Origin of the sequence: Acinetobacter sp. ANC 4648, assembly GCF_002135345.1 — a bacterium.
Classification (GTDB): domain Bacteria; phylum Pseudomonadota; class Gammaproteobacteria; order Pseudomonadales; family Moraxellaceae; genus Acinetobacter.
Genome location: NZ_NEGI01000007.1, coordinates 76,192 through 101,204 on the forward strand (window position 1 = coordinate 76,192; position 25,013 = coordinate 101,204).

The window sequence follows — 25,013 nt, forward strand, 5'->3', positions numbered from 1 at the left end:
TTACTCTTATATATCCATATATGTTTAGAGATTAAGAACTCGTTTTGGCACTAAACGTTTTTTATCTGTAATTTCAGCTAAACCTAAACATTTCTCACCATCAAAGACAATCACCTGTGCTTCGGCAGCATGTTCAATATTACTTTCCATCCCTTTCTGAAAATAATCAGCACGCCCTTCAGGAACTTGTATTTTAGGAAAATGATCGACTGGAGCATATACAGGTAATAGCAATGCTTCACGCTCTTGCTCGGTTAAGCTTTCTAAATACTCAATGGTATATTCAGGAATAAGATCAAAGTGTCCAGTTTTAGTACGGTGTAATTCAATCAGATGCCCACCACAACCTAAGGCATGACCAATATCCTCACCCAAGACGCGAATATAAGTTCCTTTGGAACAGGTAACATCTAAAGTTAGACTATCTTCTGTAAAGCTCTGTAATTTTAAATCATAGATGGTGATTGGTCGTGCTTCACGTTCAATTTCAATCCCTTTACGCGCCAACTCGTAAAGCGGACGCCCATCTTTTTTTAAGGCTGAATACATCGGCGGTATTTGTTGAATATCACCACGGAACTGGGCTAGTACATGTTCTATTTTTTCTTCGGTTAAGACAGGTACCGTGCACGACTTTAAAACATCACCCTCAACATCACCTGTAGTTGTAGTTTCACCCAGCTTAACCACAGTTTGATATCGTTTAGTCGACTCTAATAAATAGTGTGAAAACTTGGTCGCCTCACCTAAACAAATCGGTAATAAGCCTGATGCTAATGGATCTAATGCACCTGTATGCCCTGCTTTTTGTGCTCTCAATAACCAACGCACTTTTTGTAAAGCAGCATTCGAACTAATACCTAATGGCTTATTTAATAAAAAAACACCACTAATATGGCGACGAGAGATTTTCTGAGCTTTCAGGGACATGATCTACATAATTCGTGCAATCTTGAAGCGTATCTTAACAAATCCATCTGTCCATTTTTACAATTTTTACCTGTGAATTTTATTTTTTTATGTCAGATTATTTTTTAATCAGAATAATAATACCAAACTCAAGGATGCTGTATGGCTATGCAGGGAACGCAGAAAAAATATTGGGTAATTGGCCTCAGTTTCATCATTATGCTGATCTTGGCTTTTATTTTTGGGTTAAAACCACATTATTTGAAACAAGATACAAGAGTGAATTCCTCAGATATTCAAGACCAAACTCAAGCTAGCCATGCAGAAACTTCCACAAATACAACTTCGCAAACCCACATGTTTAGTAGTCAAAGCCAACAAGATACTCAAATCAATTGCCAAATTCGTGTTGATCAAGTCAATCGCTTGGTGGTCAATGAACAAACTAAAGACTGCTTTGAATATTTTATTACCCAATATGGTGAAAAAAATATTCAACAAATTAAAACTGACTTTGTGACTTATATAAAAAGCAGCTTTAAAGAGCCAATTTCTTCACAATTGACCGATCTATGGTCACGTTATATACAATACCGTGAACAACTTGGACTCTTGGAAGCACCGAATATCAAACCAGAAGATCCGAAGTATTACCGGACTATTTTTTCAAATATGCAAAACTTGCGTCAAAAGTTTTTTTCAACGTATGAAAGCGAAGGCTTATTTGGCAAAGAAGACAGTTATAACGACTACACTTTAGACCGCTTAGCAATACTCGATGATCAAAGTTTATCTACCGAAGAAAAAGCCAAACAATTGGCTGCTCGCTTTAATCAATTACCTGAAGATTGGAAAGAAAATTTACAACAACTCTCACAGCTTGAAGATTTAAGAAAACTCACTTCAGAGATTAAAGCACGGGGCGGTTCAGCAACTGAATTACGCCAAATGCGAACCAATTTAGTCGGTGCTGATGCCACCCAACGTTTAGAAAAGTTGGATATTCAACGTGATGATTGGAAACAACGCGTGAATCAATATCTAACCGATCGTGACCAAATTACACAAAGTTCGATGAGTGATACTGCAAAACAAACTGCTGTGGAGCAATTAAAGACTCAACAATTTAATAATCCATCCGAACAGCTGCGTCTACATACCTTTGAAAGTGTTCATGATCAAGGTGGAAAATTACCATTTAGTAATTAATCTTGTATTCAATCATTTTTTCAATATGTCATAGATCAGGAGGTACACATCCGACATCACGTTTATAATTCAAACAAAAACAAAATTAAGGAATAAAAATGAAAGCAAGAATACTGGTCGCAGGACTGCTGACATGTTTAAGCTATCAACACAGCATTGCCGCTGCTGGCCTACAAAAAGCCACAACAGCATATGTAATCGATCACTATGCCCAAACTAAATATCCCATGGTATTTGCACATGGTATGTTTGGATTCAATCGCTTAGGTAGCACAGAATTTGGACTTGATTATTGGTACCAAATTTTACCCGATTTAGCTCGTCATGGTGCAATCGCTTACGCTGCTCAGGTTTCACCTTTAGAATCAACCGAGGTTCGAGGTGAACAATTATTGCAACAAGTTGAAGAAGTGATTGCCTTAACGGGACAACCTAAAGTCAATTTAATTGGACACAGTCATGGTGGGCCAACCGCACGCTATATCTCTGGTATCCGTCCCGATTTAGTCGCCTCTGTCAGCTCAATTGCCGGTGTAAATGGTGGTTCAGCTGTTGCCGATTTAGTTCAAAATACACCGATACTCACAGGTGTCTTGGCACAAGTAGTGAATGCACTAGTTACCCCAATCATCAATTTTGCACAACAATCTAATCTCCCTTCAGACTTTAAAGCATCTATTTATAGTATGTCACAAGCTGGAGTCACGGTTTACAATGCAAAATTTCCACTCGGCATGCCCGCAACGTCCTGCGCAGATGGTGCTGCTCAAGCCAAAGGAATTTATTTCTATTCATGGACAGGGGTTGCCAATACAACCAATTTACTTGATCCAGATACTTTACTCACGTCATTAGGGCCAATAGCGTTTGGCGGTAAAGTCAATGATGGCTTGGTCAGTAAATGTAGTAGTAAGCTGGGTAAAACAATTCGTGATGACTATCGCTGGAATCACTTTGATGAAGTAAACCAAATCTTAGGATTACGGGATTACTTATTCTCACCTGATCCTGTTTCTGTTTATCGGCAACATGCCAACCGCTTAAAACTACAAGGCTTATAACAGAAATAGCCCGCATACCGATGATCGAAAGATCTCAGTCATTTTAAAAAATTCCATAAAATTAAAAAAGTTAAAAGGAAACATTGTGAAAAACATACTTAAAGTTTCGCTTGTTACGCTACTCTGCGGATTCAGCGCATCCACCACATTTGCCACCAACTTGCAGACTGTAAAAAGCCAATTTGTGAGCTCAAATTATGCTAAAACCAAATATCCAATTGTCTTTAATCATGGTATGTTTGGCTTCACGCGTTTAGGTCCTGCAAGTTTCGGCATTGATTATTTTTATCAAGTCTTGCCTGATTTAGCACGTAATGGAGCGACTGTTTTTGCCACCCAAGTTTCACCTTTAGCTAGTACAGAACTTCGTGGTGAACAGCTGCTCCAACAGGTGGATGAAGTTCTGGCCATCACTGGTGCCCCAAAGGTCAATTTGATTGGCCATAGCCATGGGGGCCCAACTATTCGCTATATTGAAATTGTTGCCCCAGAAAAAGTAGCCTCACTCACCGCAGTTGCAGGAACTATCAAAGGCTCAAAAGTAGCCGATGATATTTTAAATAATAATACAGCTAAAACGCTATTGACGGTTGTCGGGCAATATATGATTGCACCCGTGACCAACTTACTGGAAGGCAATCCAAGCTTACCCAATAATTTGGAGCGCTCATTAAAAAGTATCAGTGAAAAAGGTTCTGCAGAATTTAATGCTCAATATCCAAGTGCAGCCATTCCAAAAGACTGTGGTCAAGGTCAAAAAATTACCCGCAATGGTGTATATCATTATTCTTGGACAGGAACATCACAAATCACCAATATTTTTGATATCGTAGATAGTGCAATATCTCAATTGGCGCCATTATCTTATAAGAATAAAGATAATGATGGTTTAGTCAGTCGTTGTAATACTCATTTAGGTCAAGTTATTCGTGATAATTACGATCAAAGCCACTTAGATCAAGTCAATCAAATTCTTGGATTGCACGCCCTATTTTCCCCTGATCCGGTGGCCCAGTATCGACAACAGGCCAATCGTTTAAAACTGGAAGGTTTATAAAACTACAGGATAAAAAAATGCGCCGTTAAGGCGCATTTTTTACTCGTATAAAACTTAAAATTAAGCTTTAACTTTACGAGCTGGTAATTTTTCACGGATACGTGCAGCTTTACCAGATAATTCACGTAGGTAGTAAAGTTTAGCACGGCGAACATCACCACGACGTTTAACTTCAACCTTAGCTACGATTGGAGAATGTGTTTGGAAAACACGTTCTACACCAATACCGTTAGAAATTTTACGTACAGTAAATGCAGAGTTTAAACCACGGTTTTTAATCGCAATTACCACACCTTCGAAAGCCTGAAGACGTTCACGATCGCCCTCTTTAACTTTTACAGAAACAATAACTGTATCACCTGGTGCAAATGCAGGTAGATCAGTTCTTAATTGCGCATTTTCAATAATTTGTACTAAAGGATGCTTACCGCTCATGGGGTATCTCCAAAGTGCGAGTCAGAAGAGGTCTAATCATCGCTAGGTATAGAGGCTAAAGCGCATACACCCGATTATCTTTCCCTTCGTTGTTGACCATCTCAATCAACAAAGGGCCTATTAAAAGAATACTTAAATTGAATTTAAGTATTTAAATCTTTTAGCCATTTTTTCTGCTGCTTGGTCAATTCCACTTGTTCCACCAACTCTGGGCGGCGCTCAAGTGTACGTTGATAACGCTGCAAAAACCGCCATTTTTCAATATTTGCATGATGCCCTGATTTTAAAACTTCGGGAACATCCAAACCGTCAAAATGATCTGGCTTAGTGTATTGTGGGCAATCTAAAAGACCATCCACAAATGAGTCTTGTACGTGTGATTGCTCATCAGACATAGCATTCGGCAAACGTCGAATAATACTGTCCAATAAAACCATCGCAGGAAGTTCGCCACCCGATAACACGTAATCACCAATCGACCATTCCTGATCGACATATTGCTGGATCAAACGCTCATCAACACCTTCATAACGTCCGCAAAGTACAATCAATCCGTCATATTCGACAAATTTTTGTACCGCAGGTTCATTTAAGGTCTTTCCTTGTGGTGACATATACACCACAGGAACATGAACTGCACCTGCTTGCTGTGCAAGCTCTTTGGCATGATTGATCGCTTTTGCCAAAGGCTCAGCCATCATTACCATACCTGGACCACCACCAAATGGACGTTCATCCACTCTTTTGTAGTTGCCCTCAGCATAATCGCGAGGATTAATACAAGTTACTTGTACAATGCTACGTTTTGCTGCACGCCCGCTAATACCGTAGGCTGTAATCGCTTCAAACATTTCAGGAAAAAGCGTAATGACTGCAAAAAACATCGCAGACTCCTCTATTTTCCGAATGCATTAACCCCGTTAAGGATTAGTAATCTACGCCCCAATTAACGTAAATACGACCAGCTTCTAGATCAACACGCTGTACCACATCTTTATGCCATGGAATCATACGCTCTTCAGCATCAACGCTATCCGGTGTTGCGTGAACCACCATCACATCGTTAGCACCTGTCTCAAACATTTCATGGATTTTACCGAGATTTACTTCTTGTTCAGCTTCATCTAGACCTAATACTGTTAAGCCTTTCAAATCTGTCCAGTAAAACTCATCCATTCCTGCTTTCGGAAGTTGCGATTGAGAAATCCAAACATTGGTTCCAACTAAGCTATCTGCACCAGTGCGATCAATCACACCTTTTAGCGAAACAACCAACCCTTTACCGTGTGGTTTCCAACGTTTTACATCTACACTCTGCCAACCTTCTTTAGTCTCAATGTACCAAGGAAGATAGTCAAAGATGTTGCTCATAGGTTCTGTATTGGAATAGATCCAGAGCCACCCATTTAATCCATATGCTGAACGTAACTGTCCAATCTGAATACGATCTTCGGGAACATTCTGTGTTGGTGTCATGGGCTTTCCTACTACTTAATTTAGAATTATGCAGCAGCTGCAGCTTTCTTAGCTTGAGCAGCTAAAGAAGCAACACGTTCAGACGGTTGAGCGCCTAGAGCAACCCAATGAGCAAAACGATCAGCATCTAAACGAATTTTTTCTGCTTGACCTTGAGCTGTAGGGTTAAAGAAACCGATACGTTCGATGAAACGACCGTCACGCGCATTGCGGCTATCAGTTACAATAACTTGATAGAAAGGACGTTTTTTAGCACCACCGCGTGCTAGACGAATTACAACCATGATAGAACCTTATAGTTTTTACGGATTATTCATGTACCGACCATCGGAACATTTCAAACCCCTTTCATAGAGGGCAATATTTTACGTCATATTTACTGCGAAGGAAAGATCAAATTCAAGTTACCCACAGCTTGAATTTGTAATCTATCTCCCATCCCAATTTGTAGCAGCAGATGGGACACAAGCAGTACCACCGCTTTTATCAGAACCTTTAGTCCAACACCGCTCTCCACGGTGATTCAAGATAAGATGTCCATCTCCTGTCTGTGCACCTGTTGGAGTAGCGATTAGTAGCCAGGTATTCACTTTGGCAGCTGTTGCTGTTAAAGGTTGCGTACCGTCAATATCGGTTAAAGTTAAATCATAAAGTACAGGTCCAGAAGTGGGATAAACAGTACCACCAAATACATTAGCAACAGTACGACCTGAAAAATCATTATTAGCCATCTTATAATTTACAAGATTTCGAGAAATTTGCATCATTGCAGACTGCATATCCACTCGTTTTGTTTTGATTACATATTGTTGATAAGACGGGTAAGCAATAGCTGCCAAAATAGCAATGATAGCAACAACAATCATCAACTCCACTAATGTAAATCCCTTTTGATTCATCACCAGCCCTCCATTCCATTCGTGGAAGCACCACAGCTTATATATGTCACATTTGCGGCTGTTTTATTTTTACAGCGTAACCCAACACTGGTTAGCAAATAGGTATAATTTTTATTTGCATCTTTTGACAACGCTTTAATGGCATAACTGCGCCCAAATGCTCCATCATCAGTCAGTTTCTTACTATTATCTTGTAAATCCATAATTGTAATGACATATTTTATATTTGCACCAGTTGCACCATAAGGCAAATTAATTTCTGCTAATGAATCATCATTTTTACATTTATTACTTCCAGTATTACTGACCGTACCACCATATAAATATTTTGGATCAAAACATCGATAAGTAAAGTTTTTTGCTCTAAATCGCTCTAATTGCTCCGAAATTTTTTGGATTTCCTGTTCCGCAGTGGATGCTTGGCTACGCCTAACGTATTCTTGATACGAAGGAATCGCAATCACAGCAAAAATTGTAATAATGACTACGACCACCATCAGTTCAACAAGGGTAAAACCCTGTTGAACCTTTTGAATTCCACTTATTTTAAAATAAGTGGAAGAGATGGTAGATCGGCTCAACTGAGGATTTACTTGATCCATTTATCATACCATCGTGTTGGGTTAATAATCTGTTCACAACTCCACTTGCCAGTTCCCTTATCATTACCAGCGAGTGTTTTATCTGGGCATGCGCCACCTTCAATTGGAGCCATCGCTAAACCACGAATCCCTGAGCCAATTGGATTCTTATTACACTCAGCAATACCTGGAGGACAGTCTGTTGTTTTCGTTTGAAAACCAGTTTTACTTTCACGACCACCAGGCCCACTATCTACCGTTCCATCAGTTTTTAAACAAGCACCAAATGGCAAACAATATAATTGGCGATCGGTTTCACCAACGACACGTGGTTTACATGGATCTTGACCTGCTATTCCGGTTCCTTGAGGATCATAGACTGGAATAATCAGATTGCCTGTTATCGCAAATGGCTCTTCATAGGCTTTCATACCACCCGCTACACGGAATCCAGTACCACCTCGTTCAGTACCATTACTCATACTAGATAGGGAGCGATACCACCCCTCTTTAATACCACTACCTGAACCAAAGAATGTATTGGAGACTTGACCAGTCAATAGTTGTGGGTTTTGTTGTAATTTATTTAAAGTCATACCGACTGTTTTTAAACTTGTAGTAGATTTCATCAATGCTGGATTTATAAAGTCTCGGTCGATCAGACCATAAACATTATTAACTGAGCGATCACCGAGTGCCGTTGATGGTAAAAGTTTTTCACGACCTACAGTTGGTACAACATCCAAAGGCGTACTTCTATTGCCTGAAGCAAGACCAACCACAAGAAAGGTATTCGCACCCTCATCATGAATAGTTAGGGTTGGTGCTTCATAAAAACGAGGTGCCTTACTATTGGTATAATCCCACGTATTATTTGCAGTATCATTACTTGCTAAATTTGCAATTCGTGCGACGCGCACACCAAAACTGCTATAGGCTGAACCTGTTTTAGTTTGATAGTTATCAAAGTCTGCACGGAATACTTGTCCTCCTAAATCACCAAAATACAGGTTATCGATTAAGCCATCACCATCGCGATCAATCGCACCAATACGACTCACAACACTATGTAGGAGATACTTTTGATCGCCATCTGCTGCTTTTGCACTATATGTCGTAGACCAAATTAGCGAACCATCATCAGCATCTACCATATACACCGCATTACCTTGCGCCTGAGATTTATTATCACAGCTTGTATCTGGAAAATCTGTATCTGAAACTTTTGTATTTAAAGAAAATCTTGGATTTTCATAACATTGATCATAGCCACCACCGACAATCATAACCCGACGATTTTTACCTTGATAACGGATATTGGCCAATACAGGTTTAGACCAAGACTGCCCCATACGGTTAAAGCCTGCAACGTCTGCTCCTAATCTGAATAACAGTTTTGGGCTAGTAGGATTTAGTACATCAAGGCCATAATAACTATTCCCACCCATACGCATTCCACCATAAATGTTCATGGTTAATGCTTTTACCGTACTCGTCTCCGTTGAAGATGCGGCACGTTGAGTTTTGTAAGTGGAATCCGCAACCCATGCTCCATCCGTACCCGATACAGGGGAATTAAGATCTGTCTGACCTTTAATTAAAGCCTTAGAACCAAGATTACTTCTTAAAAGCTCAGCTGGAACAAAAACCATTTGTTCCTGACCTGTCTGACTATCTACAATATGTAAACCGCCATCCATTGTTCCATATAAGACTGATTGACTGCGAGTATTGGTTAAAGTTCCTGTTTCATCCAAAGTACCTGAATATGTCAACTGTACAGGTAATGAATGTATACTTCCACCCATCGCCAAATGTGGTGCTACAGGTGTTTCAAGTGTATTCGGTAATGCTGTTGCTGTTTCATCATAAGGAATACTATATCCAAGATAATTCAGTAATTTTATTTTTGTTAATATAGGAAAATCTTTTAAAGCCACCTGGGTCTTAAATTGAGAAAGCACAAAGGATGCTGCTCCACTGGTTGGAATCGCTTCACCAGGAATTTTTAACAGACTTGTATTATTACTTGCATTGGTTAAATTTTTTGCATCAGTTGCACTTACATCTGTAAATAAGTTACGCACAGCATTTACATTTGCTGCATATGCATATTGTGGCGGATCTAGTGTTAGATCTTCTTGCTGCCCTAATATAGGCATTGGAACTTTAGAGTAAGCACCACCTAGACGGATAACCCCTCCATCACTATAACTTTTCCCGTTATATACACTGTTATTATTCCATAAATCTTTGGTACCAGTGTTAAAACCACCCTGAGCATCATAAACTAAGGTTGTTCCATTGGCTGCAGCAAAAGCGCCTGCATTATTTCCTTTTTGGATAACTTGATATTTTTTCAAGTTACCTGCCCATGCTAAATCAGTCCCTTGTGGATTCGGCTCCAAACCACGTAAATATCCATATGGTTGTAATCCTGAAGGATTTAAATTATCAACAGGAACAGAAATGGCACCTGTCGTAAGCGGCTCTAATGGTGCTTTACCTAAATTATTAATAAATGCAATAACACTATCCGTTACACCCTGTGCTGATTGAGTTGTAAAAAACCCCCCATTACCAAATGCTGGTGAAGTTACTGCATATCTTCCTTTACCTGGAGAACAGGCATCATCTCCGGTTCTATCCGCTTGTGATCTCGAACTTAATTGGCAGGCACGTTGAACATATGCCTGATTTAAATTATTCATATCACTGCCGAAACCAACAAAAGCAGTTTGTATGGATACACCTGTAGGATTTTTAGTTTTATCGAAAAGTTTCTTTGCAAACTCCCCCATACAGTCCCATGCACCTATTGCTCTACCAGTATCATCATATGCATCTGCCATACCTCCAGAACAACTAAATCCTGTACCATAATTGTCTAATGCAGCTGACATAATTGACTTTGTTCTATTTGTCGTTGTGCTATTTGCTGCACCATCAGACAAGATATAAACCCCTTGCCCATCACAACTCACTCGATCCTTCTCTACTGGTAACGGAGAAATATACTTTAAACCATCTTTAGCATCTGTTGTAGATACATCAAAACCACTATCTGCATTTGGTCCTAGTTGCATATCCAATTTATAGGAATATATAACTCCTGTAGATGAACTTGTCCCATCACCAGAAAAATTAGCAGGTTCTACATTACCTAAATTTTTCCAATATGCTGAATTCGTAGATGTATGTTGATTTGAGGTCCCAGTACCACAATACTGTAAGCCATTGGTAAAATCAGTCGTACGCCAACTGATACATTGGTAATACGTATCGGTATTCACTGTTTTATTAATAGTCGTTGCCGTCTGCGTTCTACTACTGGTAAAACCAGCATTTTGATAACATATATTGGTACCTGGTTTTAAGTAAGGATAGCTCGTACTTTGACATTCATATCTGTCAAATACTTGAGCTGTCGTGGTAATTTTTTTATAAAGATCCTTTTCTATTTCAGCTTCACTTCTTGTTGATGTTCCCATCAAATAAGCTGCTGCCTCAGCATAAGCATGTGCTGTAGGCGTACCATTTCTAGCGGTTAACCCATTTACAGCCTGCTTAAGCTTGTAACGTTGTGAACCTACAGTATTGAGAGTACTCACATCACCTAAGGGTGCCGCAGCCACTAAAATATTACCAGACTTACCATCCCCCCCAGTAGAGTAATTCCCTAATCCAACCTTTACGTCTCTTAGAATTGGATTATTACTACTTAAAAAAGCATTCATACCGGTTTTCATTAATTGTAACCGGTTTTCACGATAACTATTACTTTCAGGGTTCATACTCCCCGAAGTATCAAGCATCATTACAATAGTTTTTTTACCAGCAGTCGGTGTTGCATAAATCTGCAAATCACTTGCTTGAACTACTGAAGAGGCAATAAGTGTGGTACCCAAAAAAGCTGAAGCAAAAGAAATACCTCGACTAAGCTGAGTCAATTTATTTTCAGGAATGAACCTATTGTTCTGTTTTTTCATCATTGTTCTCCCAACTTTTAAGGTGCTTCAACTTGAATATCACGGGATCTCATTTCCATTTCCTGAACCTGAGTACTAATGGGAACGCCTTTTCCAACCAAACAGTCTGCCATAGTCTGTTTGCCTTTTAATTCCTTAGCCAAATTGTCATTGATATAGCCCACTGTTGCAGAACTGCCAATACACTTCTGAATTTCGTCTATATTTTGACGAGAAAAACTCGGCATAATCGCAGTTGATGTCACTCGAATGCGAGCTTCAACCTTATCTTTGGCAACAGTTGCCCCTGCCGACTGATCACTTCCCCTTTCAAGATCAGCACCAATTGATGCACTTGGTTCTGCAATCACTTTGACAGCAACTTGCGTCACCACGGCTTCACGTGAACTACCAAAATCCTTGGTTAAATCACAAAATCCACTACGATTGGTATAGACTGAATCAATGGTCGCTTTAGCACTTGAAGCTGCAGTCTCATCAGGTGGAATCAGAACAGTCGTATCAAATGCACTATCCACAATTTCCTTTGATGTTGGCCTATAACAAAAAATCACTTCTTTACCTGGATTTTTTTTATGAAGCTCAATTGCCTGACCAACAGCTGTAGTAATTTGAGTGAGATGCTTATAATCCGATAAATTCAAAAAATAATTACTAGGGGTATCACCCGTCTGTGATAAAAGCTGCCCAACCTGACTATTCGTCGCAATATTCAAAGATGTCATAGCTGTACGAATACCCATAATTCCCATAATGGTAATTAGCACTAACATAATCAAAACAACGATTAAAGTCGCCCCACGCTGATGATGCATTTTCATTTCAGAATTTGAATTCATCGAGGTACTCCCAAACCATTTCGCATTGCAACTGATGTCGTATAAACTCGACGTGCGTATTGTGTTTTAGCATCGTTGAGTGTCACGCTCTGATTAAGAATTAATATTTTCTTCGTTAAATCAATATTTTTATTTTTAGTATCATCTAGTGAACGTACAAGAACAGCCATTTTCACCGAGACTATCCGTGATGGTTCTTCGGCAGGTGTTTTTGCTCTTGCTGCATTTGCTGCAATCCGATACTGATTAATGGTGTAATAAGCCAGATTATTACTACTATCGCGCGTTCCAAATTGGATAGTAAAATGATCTACACGTGGCATAATAATCTGCCCCGCATCACCAAATCCTGTAATAGTCGTTGGTTTTGCTACTGGATTCGTTCCTGATGCTGTCGGCGTATTTGCATCACATGCCAAGCCAAAATTAACTCCTGATGTTGCACTAGCTGGATCACGTCTCAAAAAGTAACGCTGAATAATATAATCCCCTTCCTGAACAGTCTGCCCTTCACAATTCACCATGTCATTTGGTGCAACAAATTGAATGGTAAGCTGATCACTGGTCAAATCTACATTAGATAAACCTTGCCATTCATTTTTTACAGTACTGATATCTTCCTGATTTCCTTTACTGTGACTGAGGAGTCCTGAAGAAATAAAGGGTTCAATTGCTGGATAGGGAATATTTGTTTTGGTGTTGGTTGCATCAAGTGCTGTCAGTACAATTCCTCCCCAAGGTGTCTGATCATTTAAATCTGGACGCACAATATTTCCGAAATTGGCTAGACGAATATCACGAGCCATATAATCCAGCCCAAAGACACCACTATTTTGTAATTCCGCATTGGCTTCTTGCATACGAGAAGTCAAAAATCCACCAACAAACAATTGGATAGCGGCGGCTGAAATTAAAAGACCCAAAACTAAAGCGATCATTAACTCAACTAATGTAAAACCATTCTGTACATTTAGTTTCTTGATTTTTTTGTTCATTAATATGCCTCCATCATGAGGCATTTCGAATTTGCAGTATAAATACCTGCACTCGACATACAATTTTTGACATCAGCAGTAGTAGACGTTGCGGACAATGTCGTATCACCCCATGCAATAAATAAACATTGGCGTTTCACTGGTGCAGCAGATACTCCTGGGCAATCAGCCATTGTGATATGCATACCAATATCAAAAGCCGATTGAGCTGTGCTATAAGCATCATATGTTGCCATTTGCTGTGGCGTACATTTTACCGCAGGGTTTAAACAACTTGCCGTTGGTTCTTTAGTAGCACTAGTTAATGATGTATATTCACGTACAGCTGTAGGATAACTTGTCTGCCCATCTGGATTTGCTCGAATATTCTCAGCAAGCCCTCTTAAAACAAGCATACCTTGTGAACGTGAAAGTGCTTCTGAAGAGGCATCGACTGCTCTTAACTGTAATACCGTATAACCAAGTACACCTATTGCCAGTAATAAAAGTGCGACCAAGACCTCCATCAAACCAACACCCTTTTGATGTTTTATTATTATCATTTAACAAGTTCCCGTCGTTTGGGTCACATTACCCAATTGCAAAATAGTTATCGTTCGCAATTCTTTACCTGCACATAAACTCATACTTTGCTGAGCCCCACTTGAACCTACTTCACTAAATACTATTTGAGTTGCGCTACCTGACTGTAAAGTCACCTTTGGATCAATCACCATTAAAATCACACGATTTTCACGAACATCAGTTTTCTCCAGATCAGTCATCGCTGCATAACCTGCAATTGCTGCTGTTGCACAGTCTTTTTTTGCATCATCCTCAGTGGTAACTATCTTTCTTGGGCATACGGCCACCGTTCTCTTCATCACAGAAGCCTGTGACTTTGCAAGATTAAATGCACCAACCAATGTCCGTGTATTACTATTTAACTTCTGGCTCAATATAAGTCGATTAAAAGAAGGAGCCGCCATCGTGGCAATAATTGCCAATACTGCAATGGTCACCATCAACTCAATCAAGGTAAATCCTTTGTTTTTTTGCATCCCGATCCCCAATAGCAAAACTTTACCCTATTAAAAATAATACCTAACTTAATTACAAATTGAACACATAAAGGATAGAAGGCATAAAAAAACAGATAATTGCTAAAATACAATTACCTGTCAAATTAAGAATTTAAAGAGAGTGTTACCTCTTTAACAGTTATGCCTGAATTACAGAGATACGTAACTCTTTAGGTAAACTAAATGTAATATTTTCTTCACAGCCACTTAGTTCTTGTGGTGCTGTTGCACCCCAGTCTTGTAAACGCTGAATCACTTGCTTAATTAAAATTTCTGGAGCGGATGCACCTGCTGTCACCCCAACTTTATCGGCGGTATTAAACCATTCCTGCTTAAGCTCATCGGCATTATCAACCAGATAAGCATGTTTCCCCATACGTTCGGCCAACTCACGTAATCGATTAGAATTTGATGAGTTTGGTGAACCTACAACTAAAACCACATCGCATTGATTAGCTAAGTCACGCACTGCATCTTGACGATTCTGCGTGGCATAGCAAATATCATCTTTACGCGGACCTTGAATCTTTGGAAATTTACGACGTAAAGCATCAATCACTTTAGCCGTATCATCAATCGACAATGTGGTTTGGGTAACAAAAGCAACTTTTTCTGGATGGTGTACATTTAATGATGCAACATCTTTTTCATCTTCAACTAAATAAATGTCACCACCATTTTTTTTATCATATTGCCCCATCGTACCTTCAACTTCAGGATGACCTTCATGACCAATCAGAATCGCTTCAGTACCTTCACGTGCATATTTAGTGACTTCAATATGCACTTTCGTGACCAAAGGGCAAGTTGCATCAAACACCTTTAAACCGCGGCGTTCTGCTTCTTGCTGGACTGCTTTCGATACACCATGTGCACTGAAAATCACAATATTATCATCAGGAACTTCATCTAGTTCATCGACAAAAATAGCGCCACGCTGACGTAAATCATCCACCACAAATTTATTGTGTACGACTTCATGACGTACATAAATAGGGGGATTAAAACATTCAAGCGCGCGATTGACGATCGCAATTGCTCGGTCTACGCCTGCACAAAAACCACGTGGATTAGCCAATACAATTTCCATAAATCCCTCAACGCTCGCTTAAATTTTGGAGTAAATTTATTGATAAAACTACAAACAAATTGCAAGTTGCTATTTTGTTTGCCACTCGTCTACTTTAAAATAGAGAAGATATTTTATCATATCAGGAAAAATATCATGTCGGGTCTATTGTTTGTCGTTTCTGCAGCCTCAGGAACGGGCAAAACATCTCTTGTGAAAGCCCTACTTGAGCGTGTCAGTAATTTACATGTTTCTGTTTCTCATACCACGCGTACTCAACGCCCTGGTGAATTAGATGGTGTGCATTACCATTTTACCAACAAAGAAGCTTTTCTTGCTCAAGTTGAACAAGGCGGTTTTATTGAGTTTGCAGAAGTTTTTGGTAACTATTATGGTACTGCACAAGCGACTGTAAAAGAGCAGCTTGCCAAGGGACATGACGTTTTACTTGAAATTGACTGGCAAGGCGCCGAACAAGTTCGTAAACTTTTTCCTGAATCTAAGCAAATTTTTATCTTACCGCCAACTCAATTTGATTTACGCCAGCGTTTATCGAATCGCGGGACTGATTCCGTAGATGTGATTGAACATCGTCTGAGTTGTGCTGTGGAAGATATGCAACAGTATGTAAATTTCGACTACATCATTATTAACGATGACTTTAATAAGGCTTTACACGATTTAGAGTCGGTGATTAATGCCAATCGTTTGAAGCTTAGTCAGCAAGCGAATCGTCATCAGGCATTAATCCAAAACCTCATCACCCCACAATCCTGATGAATACTACGATTAAAACTTGAGTCTATACTGAAAGCATTTTATACTGCGCAGTCTATTTAAAAAATTTATATTCAAACGAGAATTCTTATGGCACGCGTAACCGTTGAAGATTGTTTAGACCATGTGGACAACCGCTTTGAGCTTGTACTAGTGGCAAGCAAACGCGCGCGTCAATTGGCACGTCAAGGTATTGAACCAACTGTAGAATGGGACAATGATAAGCCAACTGTTGTTGCTTTACGTGAAATTGCTTCTGGCCATGTCACTAAAGATATTTTAAAACAACGTGATCAAGATTACCAAACATCTAGCCTAGATTTAGCACTTTCTGCAAATAGCTTAAATTTAGACGGTTTTTCTTTTCAATAAGATTTAACTGCTAAAAAAAGGCCTAGTTTTCAGACTAGGCCTTTTTTTATTTACAAATCTGATATGAAACATTAGACAAATCACTCAATATTTGTTAAAAAAAATAGAGTATTTCTTTTTGAAAAGATTGCCTCATTGTGCAATTTTACTTTCATTCAGAGATTGTAAAAAATTATCAAATTCTAGATTGAATATAGGTGTTATATGCCAGGCGAAGAAGTCAGCAAGGCCAGACAACAACTCAAGATGATTATCGATGCATACTTGTCCGCAAGTGATGTCGAGCGAGTTCTTGCAGCCTGTGATTATGCTGATATTGCACATTCTGGCATTACCCGCAAAAGTGGCGAACCTTATATTTTACATCCAATTGCAGTCAGCTGTATTTTGGCACATATGCGACTCGATGCCGAAACGCTGATGGCCGCCTTACTGCATGACGTCATTGAAGATACAGACTTTACCAAAGATGATATTAGCCAACAATTTAGCCGAACTGTAGCGGAACTGGTTGATGGCGTCACCAAACTCAGCCATTCCAGCGATAAAGAATACAATAAAGCAGCCTCCTTCAGAAAAATTCTCCAAGCCACTTTACAAGATCCTCGCGTGATCATTATTAAACTCGCCGATCGTTACCACAACATGACAACATTGGGTGCTTTGCGCCCCGACAAACGTGCGCGGATTGCACAAGAAACATTTGATATCTTCGTACCCATGGCACGCCTAGTCGGTATGAATGAGATGGCCGATAATTTGGAACATTTGTGTTATCAAAATCTTGATTTAGATATGTATAACAATATCCAAGAATCCTTAGCACAAACCAAACCTGAACGCTGTAAATATCAATCTATTTGGGAACAAAATCTTTCTGACCTGTTAAATTCTTATCAAATTCAAGGCCGAATTAAAAAGAAAAATAATAATATTGAATTGTTACGCCATTTTGTTAAAAACGATATTAATCTGCATGAACTAACTCACAGTCACGCCTTTGAAATTATCCTACAAAGCATTGCCGATTGTGATCGCTTGGTCGAAGCATTAAAAGAAAATTTTCAAGTCTTACACTATGCCGATCATATTCGTAAGCCTTTGCCTGGTGGCAATCAATCATTGATGCTAAAACTCAAAGGCGAAAAAACTACACTCTCTCTCACCATTCAAACTGAACTGATGCGTAAAGCCGCACGGTTTGGTGTGGTTCTGGGTGAGAACGCACCGCAAGCCTGCCGCTCAGCGATTCAAGCCTCGATGCAAAATCTGAATGTGCTAGTTGATGGCGCTTGTGCTAAAACCACATTTAGCGATCTATTGGATTATCTACATCAAGAAAAAATTTGGGTTTACACCCCACATGGGCAACTGCACGAGTTACCACAGGGTGCTACTGTGGTCGATTTTGCGTATTCAGCCAGCCTATTTTTAGGCAATCATGCCGTTGGTGCAAAAATAAATGGGGAACTAAAATCTCTTTCCACACCGTTAGTCAGCGGGCAAGTTATTGAAATTATTACGGATGTTCTTGCTACTCCAAACCCAGATTGGCTCAGCTTTATCAATACACAAAAAGCACGCCGTGCACTACAAAACATACTCAAAGATCAGGATGTTGAAGAACAGCGTCTAGTTGGCCAACAAGCTTTAAATCGTGCATTGAAATTATTTAATCGCTCAGTAGATGATTTATCTGAAGAAGATTGGATGGATCTACTTCAATGGCGTCATATACAAAACAAAGAAACTTTATTTGAGCAAATTGCTGTAGGTGATTTACTCCCACAACTTGTAGCCAATCATTTATTTGCACAAGACCATAATGACAATTCACCACTGTCAGATCGTCTGATTCAAGGTACAGAGGGCGTTGATGTTAAATATGCGCATTGCTGCAACCCCGTTTTGGGTGATCCTATTCAAGGACATTTATCTCGTCGCGGCTTAATCGTACATCGTGCACGTTGTCATAATTTATTACATGAGCAACATTTACACCCAGAAAACATTATGCCTTTACAATGGAGCACTGAAGCAGTCGACGATGTCAGCTTTACAGCTTATCTCTGTATTGACATGTTACTTAATGATGAACAAATCTCTGATTTAATTTATCAATGTCGTAAAGCAAAAACTGGGGTTGAAATGGTGCAATCTCAAGATGGTAAAACATATGTCAATATTGTGGTACACAATCGTAAACAAGTTGCACAGATCATCCGCGAGTTACGTATGCTGCTCGGTTTTCCACGAATTTCTCGCTTAAACATGCCTGCTGCAATTTTAGCTGTGCCGCACGCCAGCTAATTTAGACATAAGAAAGCCTTTCGTGATGCCTCCGCTTCCATTATGATGAAATCAGATGAAAAAGGAGAAATCAATGTCCCGCCAAGTTATTCATACTGAAAATGCCCCAGCTGCAATCGGCACGTATTCTCAAGCAATCTTAGTTGGAAATACACTGTACCTTTCCGGACAAATTGGACTTGATTGTTACAGCATGCAGTTGGTTGACGGTATTGAAGCACAAATTCGTCGTGCCTTTGATAATTTAAAAGCAGTATGTGAAGCTGCAGGTGGCTCTTTAGCTGATATCGCAAAATTAAATATATTCCTCACCGATCTTACTCACTTCCAATTGGTCAATCAAATTATGGGTGAGTATTTTGCCCAACCCTACCCTGCTCGTGCAGCATTAGGTGTATCAAGCTTACCTAAAGACGCATTGGTTGAAATGGATGGCATTGCCATTATTAATCTATGAGTAAATGACGAATCAACAACTTAATCTTTAATTTTAAATACTACCGATCAGGTGGTATTTTTTTATTTGAAAGTTCAATTAACACACACCAACAATTCAAATGAATTTCATTGACAAGTGATAACAATTATCACTAATATTAGATATCCCATTTAACCTTTTGGCTGGCTCGAACTTATGTACGTATGTCTATGTCGTGGTATTACAGATCAAGATATCAAAGATGCCGTAGCTGATGGTGCGGAAAGTTATCGTGAAATCCGTGATTTACTGGATCTTGGCACATGTTGTGGACGTTGCGCACCAGAGGCGAAAAGTATTATCAATCAAGAACTGGCAGAAATTGCGGGACGTATCTCAATCGCAGCATGAACAAAAGGCTTCCTACCAGTAGGATAAAAATAACGAAAATATAGACATTGTTTCCATTCCCAGCTCCAAGTCAATTAGAGTTATTGTTCGTTTAAAGCTCCACAACAATTGTTTTTGATTGCGATTTTCATTTGCCGTTCCATAAATCACTCGAAACTAAGCGTAAACTTGATTAAGATATCCAAAGTAGCTTAATAATAGAGATTGCCTTATTCAATAAGGCAGCGTGAATGAATGGAGTATGAACCATGAAAGGCAATCGAGACATCATCAACCAACTGAATCAGGTGCTTTATCATCACCTCACGGCAATTAATCAATATTTCCTACATTCACGTATGTTTAATGATTGGGGAATTGAGCAATTAGGTTCAGCAGAATACAAAGAATCTATTCGCCAAATGAAACATGCCGATAAAATCATTGAACGCGTTCTATTTCTAGAGGGCTTACCAAATTTACAACATCTCGGTAAACTTTACATTGGTCAACACACGCTAGAAGTATTACATTGTGATGTTCGCAAAGTAAAAGAAAATATCGAAGCGATTCAATTAGCTGTCACTATTGCTGAACAAAATTTAGATTATGTAACCCGTGATCTAGTCCAAGAAATTTTAGAAAAAGAAGAAGAGTATTGGGATTGGCTCACCACTCAAATTGACCTAGTCGATCAAGTGGGTATTGAAAATTATATTCAAAGTCAAATGTAAGGTTTTACCATAATAAAAAATCCCCAATTGGGGATTTTTTATTACAAATCATCAACCGTTAGTGCTGTTGAGATACATCGACTTTTAATAAATCTTCAAATGGACGTTCCTGACCATGTAGGGTTTTTAAAATCCATAATTGATGCTTTGCTTCATCCACTCGACCATTAAATGCCAGCACTTGCGCATATTTATACAGATCATATTTTGATGCTGTATTCGCAACCATACGCCCCACATGCTGTAATTGTGATGTAGACATTTTTGTGAGGGGATTTAACTCAATCCACCAAACTCGATCTGAAAATTGATCCAGTAGCCATATTTTTTGTTGCATCACTTCTTGCTGCTGTAAGCTCAAAGGGGCCGTTTTAAGTACAATTAAACTTTGCTGCTTGTACACGTTGTAATCTCGATATACCACGGCAATCAATAGCGCTGAAAGTAGAAAGAGTACTCGTACAACAACCGCATTTATTTGAATTAAAGGTAGTCGCGTATAGCGTGCTTGAATCACACCTAATAAAAAACCTAATGGTAAAAGAAAGTAAGCATAATGAATTGGAAATTCTAACAGTGCATGAATAAGAATGGCACACACCATCAATATCGCAATCATTGACTCTAGATCTTTAACACCTTTATTGAGCCAATATAACCAAAAGCTGAGATAAAGCAGAATCAATACGCCAATTGGAATCCCATTCCATATCAATAAATCTAAAATAATATTGTGTGCACTTTTAATCCACTCATGTGAAGGATATGCATCAAAAGCTGTGATTTGTGCAATTCCTGTTTGATTCCACCCATAACCTAGCCAAGGTTGCTCCGAAATAGCAACCAGCATTTGCGACCACATATCTAACCGCAAATAGCCCGATGATGCTCGCTCAATCACTGAAGCAGTTTCTGCCACTTGCTGACTCGAAAGTGCTTCCAGCAAATGATTTAGACTCGGTAAAAAACTAATAAAGCCAATAAAAATGGCCATCCATAACAGCAACTTTATCCAGCCAAAACGTTTAGGTTGTTGATATTGTTTTACTCCCCAGTAAAGTAAAATAAATAAGCCAACCACCCATGAAGTTCTGGATTGAGTTAAAGCGATGCTAAATATCAAGATTAATGCGCTTGGAATAAGTATCACATTTGAAACGAAGCGCTTTTCATAAAAATATAAGCAAGCCAATGTGCCCAAAGTTAGAAAAGTGGCTAAATTATTCGGTTGTCCGAAATTCGCAAATGGACGATTCCCTTTTAGGAGATTCATATATGGGAAAAAATAATGACTGAGCTGCAACCATTGTAAAATTGCAATTAAACTTGAAATCAAACCTACGATAAGTACTAACCAACTCCAGTTTTTAAGTACCTTCTCTCGAGCACTCCCACCTAAGGAGAGGTTATAACCCAACACAATCATCAGCCAAAATGAAAATATATAAGCAAAGCTTAATAAAGCATTACTCAAATAAAGAATTTGTCCAAAGAAGCACTGCAATATTGGAATAATCAAAATTATGCTAGCAATAATCTGTGGCTTCGCGATTTTGATTTTTTGTTGTAAAAAAGAACCCAATAATGCTAAGCCTGAAAGAAAAGTGAGTATTTCACTTTCAAATGTTGTCCAAGGCGTCTGGTGAATGGGGAGCAGCCAAGCTATTGCAATGAGCATAGCTGAAAGATAGAGAAAGTAAGCTTTCATGGATTTCAGTTAAAAAAAAACTGAGCACATTATACACTCAGTTTTACACAGCGATATGGGGCAAGGATTTTAATCTAATTCCATGGTCGCAAATCAACAATTTTGACTACTTCAGCTTTTTCTTTATTGATTAAAACCACCATATCTACCGCAGTAGCTTTTAGTGGAAGCCAAGAGTTTGCTGAAGGATATTCTTTTAAAATTTCACTAACGATAGGATCAGAATTATATTCTTTTAATTCTTTTAAATTTTTGGTATACCTCTGTAAATCCAATTTAGATTCACTGAATGTAGTATATCTTTCAGGGTACATTGCAGCTGATATTCCATTAGATAAATCATTAAACAATCTTTTATTTTGCTCATCAATAGTCTTTTCCTTTTTTAATGCAACAATATGTGGTCGTAACCAATTTGTTTTTTTATATTCTTGTGATGCTATAGCGATATTGTCTTTCTCAACATCAATGTTTCTAACCAACTCAAAACGATCAATATTGGTGTAGACAATCCATACTGGTCTACCCTGAGCAATACTAAATACTCCATAACTTAAAGCAGCAAGCTGGATTAGAATAATAATAACCAAATCCATTTTTAAGGTTTTTTTACCCTCTTTATAAACTAACAACCCTAAAAGTGGACCAATAATGACATCAATCACAATTAACATCAGAAAAATTTGGGTAACACCAACTGCCTTAGCTAATGGAAATGGATACCAGACAAAAAATACAATAGCTATAACTAATAATGCAAGAATAACTGATACTAACAAGTGCCCCAAAAAGAATTTTATTCGCGTTGACATAAATAAGTAACCAATTTTAAATTTTTATGTAGTGTAATCGAGGTTTCAAAAATTAAATACAGTCTACAGGTTTAAACTTATTAGCAATTCCGACCGATGTAGAGCATTTCCATGATCCCCCAGCAGTTCTATTTAGATAAATGGACTCTCCTTGTATAGCACTTGCTACATTTTTTAACTGGCATTCAAGCGCAGGCTGCGATATTTCTCCGATAGGTTTATGCACAACATAGGTACAAATTTCTGAGACTGAAAAGCCAATATTATCATTAGTAAAATCATTATTATTTGCACCATCATTCATAATAAGCTCATATTGTGTTCTTGAACCCATCAACTCAATGACCGCACTAGTAATTTGGGATTTTATAATAAAATTTCGATATTGTATTAATGCAATTCCTGCTAACACACCAATGATAACAATAACAATCATTAACTCTATAAGTGTAAATCCCTTTATTTTTTTATTATTCAACGTTATTCTCACACTTTAATTGAGTAAATTTATTAAAGTATAAGTAACTTTCAATTTTCTGCATTAAAAAAAATTTAATATTAAAATATTTGTTATAATATGACTATATTTATAATTTAAGTACCATATCAACAATCATATTTTTTTAAATCTGACTTCTAGGTATAAATTAATTTCATTCTTAATATAAAAAATTGGTACCATATTTTTTAATAAAGTCCTATCTAATTCTAAAAATTCATAAATTAAAATATAAATAGTGCTAGATAAAACAGATTTTTTTAAAAGCTTCAGTAGTATTAAAATAGCCTGCCCAAAGCATAATCTCTTATATCAAACCACTTAATAAAAATAACAGTCACCTAATAATTTGATGCAGTACATCTTAGTTTCTACCAAACTTTTCCGATGTTAACCCGACCATTTTTTGCACAACGCCCTACCTAAATATTTTACTCTTCTAAAAAACTCATTGCGTTATAGCGAGCTAGTCTTTGTATCTTTCCAAGACTTCGCATTACACAAAGCCTGTGACCATAAGCAAAGATAATCAAAATAAGAACTTGATCATCAAACAGTATTAAATAGCTGCATCTGAATAAGTTTGATTTCAATCATGTTTGCCTTTTTCTTAGATATACCATTGTGTATTGGAATCAAACTAGCTCGAGAGATTTCCTCAAATGATCAAAGTACTATTGTAAGAGGACAATTGTTTGTGCGATAGATTTTTACTGTAAGCCTATTCAGATAACAATTAATTATTATATAAAACAATGTCTTACAAATGACTTTGTGCAATAAAGCCCAACAGACTTAGAAAGCAAAGAGTTAGGCCAAAGCAGTTAAAATAGATTATAAAAATTTGCTGTAGAAATTAATTCACTGTTGTTAAAAAAATTGAGTTAAAAAAACGCACCTAATTTAAGTGCGTTTTTATATTAAAATAAATTTTTATAGTGTATTAATAGCACCAGCCACTGCTGTGCCTGTTGCGCACCCTTTAGGAATAAATTTATCATCTGTAGCAGGAATATCTGTTAAACAAGTCCAGCCACCTTCTTCAGAACGATTTAATACAATTACTTTAGTTGCAATTTTTGGATTACCTTTAAGCGTACATGTCAATGCACTGTCTACTGCCCCACTGGTTTGTGTAAAAGCAGTAATACCATAATCACACACATTAGATGTAGCCGCAGTAAAGCCAACATCACTTAATTTAGTAGGAAGTTTTCCTTCATTTACTGCATTTTCATAACCTGTTTTAACAGAGCTAATTTCAGAGTAGCCAGCATTTGCTTGTGATTTAGCAATATAATCCTGATATGCTGGAATCGCAATTGCAGCCAAAATACCAATAATCGCAACAACGATCATTAATTCAATAAGTGTAAAACCCTTTTGAGCGTTCATAACATTCTCCACAAATGT

General features: G+C 38.2%; 26 protein-coding genes and 1 pseudogene. 9 read left to right on the forward strand and 18 right to left on the reverse strand.

The window, feature by feature from the left end:
- Positions 1-24: 24 nt before the first annotated feature.
- Positions 25-930, reverse strand: coding sequence for a tRNA pseudouridine(55) synthase TruB (truB, locus tag B9T27_RS12485; RefSeq protein ID WP_086207147.1), 906 nt, complete (start codon positions 928-930; stop codon positions 25-27).
- A gap of 147 nt (positions 931-1,077) precedes the next feature.
- Between truB and B9T27_RS12490 the strand changes: the two genes are divergently transcribed.
- The 3 genes from B9T27_RS12490 (at position 1,078) to B9T27_RS12500 (ending at position 4,236) form a co-directional block, all read left to right on the forward strand.
- Positions 1,078-2,118, forward strand: coding sequence for a lipase secretion chaperone (locus tag B9T27_RS12490; protein WP_086207220.1), 1,041 nt, complete (start codon positions 1,078-1,080; stop codon positions 2,116-2,118).
- A gap of 98 nt (positions 2,119-2,216) precedes the next feature.
- Positions 2,217-3,179: a lipase family alpha/beta hydrolase gene (locus tag B9T27_RS12495; protein ID WP_086207148.1), complete on the forward strand. Its 963-nt coding sequence runs from the start codon at positions 2,217-2,219 to the stop codon at positions 3,177-3,179.
- Positions 3,180-3,273: 94 nt separating this feature from the next.
- Entirely contained in the window at positions 3,274-4,236 is a 963-nt protein-coding gene (locus B9T27_RS12500; RefSeq protein WP_086207221.1) for an esterase/lipase family protein, read from the forward strand.
- A 60-nt stretch (positions 4,237-4,296) separates the two neighbouring features.
- Here B9T27_RS12500 and rplS read toward each other — a convergent pair whose 3' ends face one another.
- From rplS to ispH, 12 genes are all read right to left on the reverse strand, one after another.
- The gene (rplS, locus tag B9T27_RS12505; RefSeq protein ID WP_086207149.1) at positions 4,297-4,671 is read right to left on the reverse strand and encodes a 50S ribosomal protein L19; all 375 of its coding nucleotides are present in this window, start codon (positions 4,669-4,671) and stop codon (positions 4,297-4,299) included.
- 143 nt (positions 4,672-4,814) lie between these two features.
- Positions 4,815-5,555 carry a tRNA (guanosine(37)-N1)-methyltransferase TrmD gene (trmD, locus tag B9T27_RS12510; protein ID WP_086207150.1) on the reverse strand — a complete coding sequence of 247 codons (741 nt, stop codon included), beginning with the start codon at positions 5,553-5,555 and terminating at the stop codon, positions 4,815-4,817.
- A gap of 43 nt (positions 5,556-5,598) precedes the next feature.
- Positions 5,599-6,147 carry a ribosome maturation factor RimM gene (gene rimM / locus B9T27_RS12515; RefSeq protein ID WP_086207151.1) on the reverse strand — a complete coding sequence of 183 codons (549 nt, stop codon included), beginning with the start codon at positions 6,145-6,147 and terminating at the stop codon, positions 5,599-5,601.
- 26 nt (positions 6,148-6,173) lie between these two features.
- Positions 6,174-6,431 carry a 30S ribosomal protein S16 gene (rpsP, locus tag B9T27_RS12520; protein WP_086207152.1) on the reverse strand — a complete coding sequence of 86 codons (258 nt, stop codon included), beginning with the start codon at positions 6,429-6,431 and terminating at the stop codon, positions 6,174-6,176.
- A 144-nt stretch (positions 6,432-6,575) separates the two neighbouring features.
- A complete protein-coding gene (locus B9T27_RS12525; protein ID WP_171263397.1) occupies positions 6,576-7,046 on the reverse strand; it encodes a type IV pilin protein in 471 nt (156 codons plus the stop codon).
- Complete coding sequence (locus tag B9T27_RS12530) at positions 7,046-7,543, reverse strand: type IV pilin protein (RefSeq protein WP_416224406.1); 498 nt, start codon at positions 7,541-7,543, stop codon at positions 7,046-7,048. The genes B9T27_RS12525 and B9T27_RS12530 overlap by 1 nt, the downstream gene beginning before the upstream one ends.
- A gap of 92 nt (positions 7,544-7,635) precedes the next feature.
- Entirely contained in the window at positions 7,636-11,616 is a 3,981-nt protein-coding gene (locus tag B9T27_RS12535; protein ID WP_086207154.1) for a PilC/PilY family type IV pilus protein, read from the reverse strand.
- Positions 11,617-11,633: 17 nt separating this feature from the next.
- Complete coding sequence (locus tag B9T27_RS12540; RefSeq protein WP_086207155.1) at positions 11,634-12,455, reverse strand: pilus assembly PilX family protein; 822 nt, start codon at positions 12,453-12,455, stop codon at positions 11,634-11,636.
- The gene (locus B9T27_RS12545) at positions 12,452-13,450 is read right to left on the reverse strand and encodes a PilW family protein (RefSeq protein WP_086207156.1); all 999 of its coding nucleotides are present in this window, start codon (positions 13,448-13,450) and stop codon (positions 12,452-12,454) included. The genes B9T27_RS12540 and B9T27_RS12545 overlap by 4 nt, the downstream gene beginning before the upstream one ends.
- Positions 13,450-13,992: a type IV pilus modification protein PilV gene (gene pilV / locus B9T27_RS12550; RefSeq protein ID WP_086207157.1), complete on the reverse strand. Its 543-nt coding sequence runs from the start codon at positions 13,990-13,992 to the stop codon at positions 13,450-13,452. Before pilV ends, B9T27_RS12545 begins: the two co-directional genes overlap by 1 nt.
- Positions 13,993-14,490: a pilus assembly FimT family protein gene (locus tag B9T27_RS12555; RefSeq protein ID WP_086207158.1), complete on the reverse strand. Its 498-nt coding sequence runs from the start codon at positions 14,488-14,490 to the stop codon at positions 13,993-13,995.
- A gap of 160 nt (positions 14,491-14,650) precedes the next feature.
- On the reverse strand, positions 14,651-15,601 hold the full coding sequence (gene ispH, locus B9T27_RS12560) for a 4-hydroxy-3-methylbut-2-enyl diphosphate reductase (RefSeq protein WP_086207159.1): 951 nt from the start codon (positions 15,599-15,601) through the stop codon (positions 14,651-14,653).
- 135 nt (positions 15,602-15,736) lie between these two features.
- Here ispH and gmk point away from each other — a divergent pair, with 135 nt between their 5' ends.
- From gmk to bfr, 6 genes are all read left to right on the forward strand, one after another.
- Positions 15,737-16,357, forward strand: a complete 621-nt coding sequence (gene gmk / locus B9T27_RS12565) for a guanylate kinase (RefSeq protein ID WP_086207160.1) — start codon at positions 15,737-15,739, stop codon at positions 16,355-16,357.
- A gap of 90 nt (positions 16,358-16,447) precedes the next feature.
- On the forward strand, positions 16,448-16,729 hold the full coding sequence (rpoZ, locus tag B9T27_RS12570; protein ID WP_086202008.1) for a DNA-directed RNA polymerase subunit omega: 282 nt from the start codon (positions 16,448-16,450) through the stop codon (positions 16,727-16,729).
- Between the two features lie 204 nt (positions 16,730-16,933).
- Positions 16,934-19,039, forward strand: a complete 2,106-nt coding sequence (locus B9T27_RS12575) for a RelA/SpoT family protein (protein ID WP_086207161.1) — start codon at positions 16,934-16,936, stop codon at positions 19,037-19,039.
- 73 nt (positions 19,040-19,112) lie between these two features.
- Positions 19,113-19,496 carry a RidA family protein gene (locus B9T27_RS12580; protein WP_086207162.1) on the forward strand — a complete coding sequence of 128 codons (384 nt, stop codon included), beginning with the start codon at positions 19,113-19,115 and terminating at the stop codon, positions 19,494-19,496.
- 177 nt (positions 19,497-19,673) lie between these two features.
- Positions 19,674-19,868, forward strand: a complete 195-nt coding sequence (locus tag B9T27_RS12585; RefSeq protein WP_086207163.1) for a bacterioferritin-associated ferredoxin — start codon at positions 19,674-19,676, stop codon at positions 19,866-19,868.
- Between the two features lie 248 nt (positions 19,869-20,116).
- Positions 20,117-20,581 carry a heteropolymeric bacterioferritin subunit Bfr gene (bfr, locus tag B9T27_RS12590; protein WP_086207164.1) on the forward strand — a complete coding sequence of 155 codons (465 nt, stop codon included), beginning with the start codon at positions 20,117-20,119 and terminating at the stop codon, positions 20,579-20,581.
- Between the two features lie 58 nt (positions 20,582-20,639).
- On the opposite strand, the gene B9T27_RS12595 is transcribed toward bfr, so the two are convergent.
- The 5 genes and pseudogenes from B9T27_RS12595 to B9T27_RS12610 all read right to left on the reverse strand — a co-directional run bounded on the left by B9T27_RS12595 (position 20,640) and on the right by B9T27_RS12610 (position 24,995).
- Positions 20,640-22,289, reverse strand: coding sequence for an O-antigen ligase family protein (locus B9T27_RS12595; protein WP_086207165.1), 1,650 nt, complete (start codon positions 22,287-22,289; stop codon positions 20,640-20,642).
- 74 nt (positions 22,290-22,363) lie between these two features.
- Positions 22,364-23,101: a TfpX/TfpZ family type IV pilin accessory protein gene (tfpZ, locus tag B9T27_RS12600; RefSeq protein WP_086207166.1), complete on the reverse strand. Its 738-nt coding sequence runs from the start codon at positions 23,099-23,101 to the stop codon at positions 22,364-22,366.
- Between the two features lie 52 nt (positions 23,102-23,153).
- Entirely contained in the window at positions 23,154-23,579 is a 426-nt protein-coding gene (locus B9T27_RS12605; RefSeq protein ID WP_213033019.1) for a pilin, read from the reverse strand.
- A gap of 414 nt (positions 23,580-23,993) precedes the next feature.
- Positions 23,994-24,098, reverse strand: a pseudogene (locus tag B9T27_RS15230) (IS5/IS1182 family transposase); the annotation flags it as partial.
- A gap of 435 nt (positions 24,099-24,533) precedes the next feature.
- Positions 24,534-24,995, reverse strand: a complete 462-nt coding sequence (locus B9T27_RS12610) for a pilin (protein ID WP_086207167.1) — start codon at positions 24,993-24,995, stop codon at positions 24,534-24,536.
- Between the last annotated feature and the right edge of the window lie 18 nt (positions 24,996-25,013).